A 6,103-nucleotide genomic window follows, 5' to 3' on the forward strand; every position below is an offset into this window, starting at 1 on the left:
CCGGGTCGCCCGCGGCGACCGCGCCGTCACCATCGACGGCATGGCGATCCCCGTGCCCGAGATCCGCGAGGATCTGGCCGAGGGTGAGCTGGTGCTGGGGCTGCGGCCCGAGCATGTCCGGCTGGACGAAGCCGGCCCGCTCAAGGGCACCGTGTTCGGCACCGAATATCTCGGCACCACCCAGATCGTCGCCATCGACACGCCGCGCGGCCCGATCAAGGCGCGGCTGCCGGCCGCGATGCCGATCCGCGCCGGCGAGACGGTGCGGATGAGCCTGGCGGCGGAGCGGCTGTCGCTGTTCGACGGCGCCACCGGCCGCGCGATCCTCACCACTTATGATGGGGAGGGCCGGGCCCATGGCTGAGCTGGCGCTGCAGGGCGTGACCAAGCGCTTCGGCGAGCTGGTGGCGGTCGACGGCCTGGACCTGACCGTCGGCGACGGCGAGTTCGTGGTGCTGCTGGGCCCGACCGGCGCCGGCAAGACCACCACGCTGCGCCTGATCGCCGGGCTGGAGCAGGCGGATGCCGGCCGGATCCTGATCGGCGGCATGGATGTCGGCACCCAGCCCCCGGCCGCACGCGACATCACCTTCGTGTTCCAGCAATACTCGCTGTACCCGCATCTGACGGTCTACGACAACCTCGCCTTCCCGCTGCGCTCGCCGACCCGGCGGGTGCCGGAGCGCGAGATCCGCCAGCGGGTCGAGGCGGTGGCGGAGCTGCTGCGGATCGCGCCCAAGCTCGGCAACAAGGCGACAAGGCTGTCCGGCGGCGAGATGCAGCGCGTGGCCATCGGCCGGGCCCTGGTGCGCGACCCGCAGGCCTTCCTGATGGACGAGCCGCTGTCCTCGCTCGACGCCAAGCTGCGCGCCGATCTGCGGCTGGAGCTGAAGCACATCCAGCGCGACCTGGGCGCCACCATCCTCTACGTCACCCACGACCAGATCGAGGCCATGACCATGGCCAGCCGGATCGGCGTGATCGACCGCGGTCGCCTGGTGCAGATCGGCACCCCGCGCGAGATCTATGGCGACCCGGTCAGCGCCCATGTCGCGTCCCGGCTGGGCCAGCCCGGGATCAACCTGATCCCGCACGACCTGATGCCCTGCCCCGGCCTGCCCGCTTCGGCCCGGCTGATCGGCGCCCGCACCGAGCATCTGCGCGTCCATCGCGGGCCGCCGAACGGCCATGCCCGGGCCCGGGTCGACTGGATCGAGCATCTCGGCGACCAGATCTACCTGCATCTGCTGATCGGCGAGCGGCGGCTGGTGTCGCTGGTCGAGGCCGACACGGCGCTGCGCCCCGGCGACGAGGTCGGGCTGGAGCTCGCCGCCCCCCTGTTCTTCGATGCGGACGGCAACCGCATCCGCACGGCATGAGAGGCAGCATGGACGTCCCGGCCGATCTCCTGAAGGCGACGATCCGCGCGGTGGCGGAGCGGATCGTGGCGCATGCCGAGGAGCTGACCACCCTCGACCAGGCGATCGGCGACGGCGACCACGGCATCAACCTGCGCCGCGGTTTCGGCGCGGTGCTGGCCGAGCTCGACGCCACCGCGGCCAAGCCGCTGCCCGAGGCGCTGCGCGCAGTCGGCACCACGCTGGTGATGAAGGTCGGCGGCGCCTCCGGGCCGCTCTACGGCACCCTCTTCCTGGCCCTCGGCAAGGAGCTGCCGGCGGCCCCGACCCGCGCCGACGCCGCCCGGGCGCTGGCGGCCGCGATCGCCGCGGTGCAGGCCCGCGGCAAGTCGGAGCCCGGGCAGAAGACCATGCTGGACGTGCTGGCCCCGGTGCAGCGGGCGCTGGCCGGGGCCGACGGGCCGCTCGGCCCCGCCCTGCGCCGTGCCGCAGACCAGGCGGCGGAGGCGACGGTGCCGATGCAGGCGACGCGCGGCCGCGCCTCCTTCCTCGGGCCGCGCAGCATCGGCCACATGGATCCCGGCGCGCGCTCCAGCGCGCTGATCGTCGCCGCCGTCACCGAGGCCTTGGAGGGCGCAGCATGAGCAATGTCGGCATCGTCATCGTGTCGCACTCGCCGGACGTGGCGAAGGGCACCGCCGACATGGTACGGCAGATGGTCGGCCCCGAGGTCCCGCTGGCCTGGTGCGGCGGCAACCCCGATGGCGGGCTCGGCACCGATGTCGGGGCGATCCTGACGGCGATCGACCAGGCCTGGTCCGACGCCGGCGTGGCTATCCTGGTCGATCTCGGCGGCGCCGAGACCAACAGCGAGATGGCGGTCGAGATGCTGCCGGAGGCGCGGCGGACTCGCGTCGCGATCTGCAACGCGCCGATCGTCGAGGGCGCGGTGATCGCGGCCACCGAGGCGTCCGGCGGGTCGCTGCTGGACGAGGTCCGGCGCATGGCGGAGGAGCTGTCGCCGCAATGAGACGCGGAGCGCGAGCGGGCAGGCGATGACGGACCCGAACGCATCCGGGACGGTGCTGCTGACCCATGAGGTCGGGCTGCATGCGCGCCCTTCGGTGAAGCTGACCAAGCTGGCCAAGGCCTTCAAGGCGCGGGTCGAGCTGGCGGCGTCCGCGGCCGGCCCGTGGATCGACGCCAAGAGCATCGTCAAGGTGATGGCGACCAAGGCGCCGAAGGACACGGTGCTGCATTTCCGCGCCGCCGGCCCCGACGCGGCCGAGGCGGTCGCGGCGCTGATCGGCCTGGTCGAGCGCGATTTCGATGAGGCGGTGCCCAATGCCGCTTCAGTCTGACCTCGCTGGCCGCCCCGCCGCCCCGGGCCTTGCGATCGGACCCGTCGTCCGGCTGGCCGCCCCGACGGCGGCGCGGCGGTCGAGCGATGATCCGATGCAAGAAACGGATGACCTGTTCACGGCGATCGAGGCCGCCGTCGCCGATCTGGCGACGCTGGCCGAAACCGCCGGGGACGAGGGTGCCGCGATCCTGGAGTTCCAGGTGGCGATGCTGGAGGACGAGACGCTGCGCGAGCCCGCCCTCGCCTTGATCGCCGCAGGCGTCGCCGCCGACACGGCCTGGCGGGAGGCGGTCGAAGCGCAGCTCTCCGAGTACGAGACCGCGGGCGAGGAATACTTCCAGGCCCGCACTGCTGATCTGATCGACCTTCGAGACCGGGTGCTGGGCCATCTCGCCGGCACGGCCGGCGAGGCGCCGCCGCCGTCCGGCGCGGTGCTGGTGGCGGAGGACCTGACGCCGTCGCGGTTCCTCGCCACCGACTGGACCGGTGGCGGCGCCATCGCCCTCGCCGGCGGCAGCCCGACCAGCCATGTGGCGATGCTGGCGCGGTCCCGCGGCGTGCCGATGGTGGTCGGGCTCGGCATGGCGGTGCTCGACGGCGGGACAGAGGCGATCGTGGACGGCGCGGCCGGCACCGTGTGGCTCGACCCCTCGCCTGCGGCGCGAACCGAATTCCGCCGGCGCCAGGCCGCGGCCGAGGCTGCGGAGCGCGCGGCGGAGGCGACGGTCGGGCGGCCGGCCGTCACCGGCGACGGCGTCCCGGTCGCGGTGCTGATCAACCTCGCCGACCCGGCCGAGCTCGACCGGATCGATCCGGCGATCTGCGACGGCGTCGGCCTGGTGCGCACCGAATTCCTGTTCCATGGCGGCGGGCTGCCGGACGAGGCGCGGCAGGTCGCCGCCTACAGCCGGATCGTCGCCTGGGCGCAGGAACGGCCGGTGACGATCCGCACCCTCGACGCCGGCGGCGACAAGCCGATCCCCGGCCTGACGGTCGATGGCGAGAGCAACCCCTTCCTCGGCACCCGTGGCATCCGGCTGTCGCTGGCCCGGCCCGGGCCGTTCCGGATCCAGCTGCGCGCCCTGGCGCGGGCCGCGATGCATGGCCCGCTCAAGATCATGATCCCGATGGTGACCGTGCCGGCCGAGATGGACGCCGTGCGCCGGATGCTCGACGAGGCCGTGGCCGAGTTGGCCGCTTCCGGCATCCCGGCCCGGCGCCCGCCGCTCGGCATGATGGTCGAGGTGCCGGCCGCGGCGCTGGCGGTCGACCGCTTCGCCGCCGATTTCCTGTCGATCGGCAGCAACGACCTGACCCAATACGTCACCGCGGCCGCCCGTGACACCGGCGCGGTGGCGGATCTCGCCGACCCCGGCAATCCCGCGGTGCTGCGGCTGATCGCGGAGGTCGCCGCGGCCGGGGCGCGGCGGGGAATCGAGGTCAGCCTGTGCGGCGACATGGCCGGCGACCCCGCCTTCGTGCCGGCCCTGCTGCAGGCCGGGCTGCGCAGCCTGTCGGTGGCGCCGGCCGCCATCGCCCGCACCAAGGCGGCGATCGCGGCCGCCGATCTCCGGGCATGAGCAGCATGGACACCCTGCCCCAGGATCCGGTCGCCGCCTACAAGACCATCCTCAAGGAGGTGCTGGACAACCGGCCGTCCGGCACGCGCTCGCGCCTGGCCGCGGCGCTGGGCAAGAACCGCAGCTTCGTCACCCAGATCACCGGCCCGGCCTATCCGGTTCCGATCCCGGCCAGCCATATCGACGTCATCCTCGACATCTGCCATTTCCCGCCGGAAACGCGGCGACGGTTCCTCGAGGCCTATGAGCGGGCGCATCCGCACCGGCTGAAATCCGGCCGCGAGCACCGTCGCGTGCGCGCTCACACCATCTACCTGCCGGATCTCGGCAGCGACCGGAAGAACCGCGAGCTCGAGGCCCTGGTCGACACGATGGTCCACAACGTGACCCGCCTGATCGAGGACAGCTGATCGCGGTAAGCTCAAGGGAGGGAAGGACGCACCGATGAAGAAGCTGATCAATTCGGTCGAGACGGTGCTGACGGAAAGCCTGCAGGGGTTTGCCGCCGCGCATGCCGACATCGTCGCTTTGGACGGGGAGTGCCGCTTCATCCGCCGGGCCAGCCCCGCGCCGGGCAAGGTGGCGCTGATCTCGGGCGGCGGCAGCGGGCACGAGCCGTTGCATGCCGGCTTCGTCGGCCGCGGCATGCTGGACGCGGCCTGCCCCGGCCAGATCTTCACCTCGCCGACGCCGGACCAGATGGTGGCCGCCGCGGCCGCCGTCGATGGCGGCGCCGGGCTGCTGCTGATCGTCAAGAACTACGAGGGCGACGTCATGAATTTCGAGATGGCGGCCGAGATGATCGGCGGCCCGGTCATGACGGTGCTGACCGACGATGATGTCGCGGTCGAGGCCTCGTCCTTCTCGACCGGGCGGCGCGGCGTGGCCGGCACCCTGGTGGTCGAGAAGATCGTCGGCGCCGCCGCCGAGGAAGGCCGCGATCTCGCCGCACTGAAGGCGCTGGGCGACCGGGTCAACCGCCGGACCCGCTCGATGGGCGTGGCGCTGACCAGCTGCACCGTTCCCGCCGCCGGCCGACCGACCTTCGCGATCGGCGAGGACGAGATCGAGATGGGCGTGGGCATCCATGGCGAGCCAGGGCGCCGGCGCGTCGCCCTGGCCCCGGCCGACGCCATCGTGGCGGATCTGGTCGACGCCATCCTGCACGACCTCGGGGACCTGGCCGGCCAGGACGTGCTGCTGTTCGTCAACGGCTTCGGCGGCACCCCGGCGGCGGAGCTCTATCTCGTCTACCACGCCGCCACCCGGCTGCTGGCGCAGCACGGCATCCGCATCGCCCGGTCGCTGGTCGGCAGCTATGTCACCTCGCTCGACATGGCCGGCTGCTCGGTCACCGTGTCACGGCTCGACGACGAACTCGTCCGGCTCTGGGATGCCCCGGTCCACACCGCGGCGCTCCGGTGGGCCGCCTGATACTCGTTGCCTCGGCAGTTCCGAGTACCCGAATATTGGTACGAAGCTGCCGGAGCGAATTTCTTGGGGCCGGTATCGACGTCACCGTTTTCGCCGGCGCAATGCGGGTTCCCTGGCAGGCTGCTGGCGGCGACCGCGGGGGTCCGGGCCGTCTCCGGCGAACCGTCGCAATCATTGCGATCCTCCCCGGACCAGCCGATGTCGATCCAAGTCGGAACCCAGGCGTGTTCCTGGTCTCCGCGTCGCAACTGGTTGCGGGTGATTTGGACCTGCGGGCGTAAATGGTTGATTTTGCTGAGCTCGCCATCGAGGCCCCAAAGCAAAACCCCAGCAACTCGTTGAGTTGCTGGGGTTTTGTGATCGATCGT

Annotated in this window: 8 protein-coding genes; all 8 read left to right on the forward strand. The window is 72.1% G+C overall.

The genetic code is table 11. The features are described 5' to 3' along the window. Positions 1-364: TOBE domain-containing protein (locus FFK22_RS40480; protein WP_143956950.1), on the forward strand; the 364-nt coding region annotated here is incomplete at its 5' end. Beyond that, complete coding sequence (locus FFK22_RS40485; RefSeq protein WP_138891349.1) at positions 357-1,379, forward strand: ABC transporter ATP-binding protein; 1,023 nt, start codon at positions 357-359, stop codon at positions 1,377-1,379. The genes FFK22_RS40480 and FFK22_RS40485, both read left to right, overlap by 8 nt. A gap of 8 nt (positions 1,380-1,387) precedes the next feature. Then, entirely contained in the window at positions 1,388-2,002 is a 615-nt protein-coding gene (gene dhaL / locus FFK22_RS40490) for a dihydroxyacetone kinase subunit DhaL (RefSeq protein WP_138891348.1), read from the forward strand. After that, a complete protein-coding gene (dhaM, locus tag FFK22_RS40495) occupies positions 1,999-2,388 on the forward strand; it encodes a dihydroxyacetone kinase phosphoryl donor subunit DhaM (RefSeq protein WP_138891347.1) in 390 nt (129 codons plus the stop codon). Before dhaL ends, dhaM begins: the two co-directional genes overlap by 4 nt. A gap of 25 nt (positions 2,389-2,413) precedes the next feature. Continuing rightward, positions 2,414-2,719, forward strand: a complete 306-nt coding sequence (locus FFK22_RS40500; protein WP_138891346.1) for an HPr family phosphocarrier protein — start codon at positions 2,414-2,416, stop codon at positions 2,717-2,719. Then, a complete protein-coding gene (gene ptsP / locus FFK22_RS40505) occupies positions 2,703-4,301 on the forward strand; it encodes a phosphoenolpyruvate--protein phosphotransferase (RefSeq protein WP_138891345.1) in 1,599 nt (532 codons plus the stop codon). Before FFK22_RS40500 ends, ptsP begins: the two co-directional genes overlap by 17 nt. Continuing rightward, positions 4,298-4,711 (forward strand): hypothetical protein, encoded by a 414-nt coding sequence (locus FFK22_RS40510; protein ID WP_138891344.1) that lies wholly within the window; start codon positions 4,298-4,300, stop codon positions 4,709-4,711. Before ptsP ends, FFK22_RS40510 begins: the two co-directional genes overlap by 4 nt. Positions 4,712-4,745: 34 nt before the next feature. Beyond that, the gene (gene dhaK, locus FFK22_RS40515; RefSeq protein ID WP_138891343.1) at positions 4,746-5,735 is read left to right on the forward strand and encodes a dihydroxyacetone kinase subunit DhaK; all 990 of its coding nucleotides are present in this window, start codon (positions 4,746-4,748) and stop codon (positions 5,733-5,735) included. The last annotated feature ends 368 nt before the right edge of the window (positions 5,736-6,103 follow it).

The sequence above is a fragment of the Mycobacterium sp. KBS0706 genome (assembly GCF_005938675.2).
GTDB lineage: Bacteria > Pseudomonadota > Alphaproteobacteria > DSM-16000 > Inquilinaceae > Inquilinus.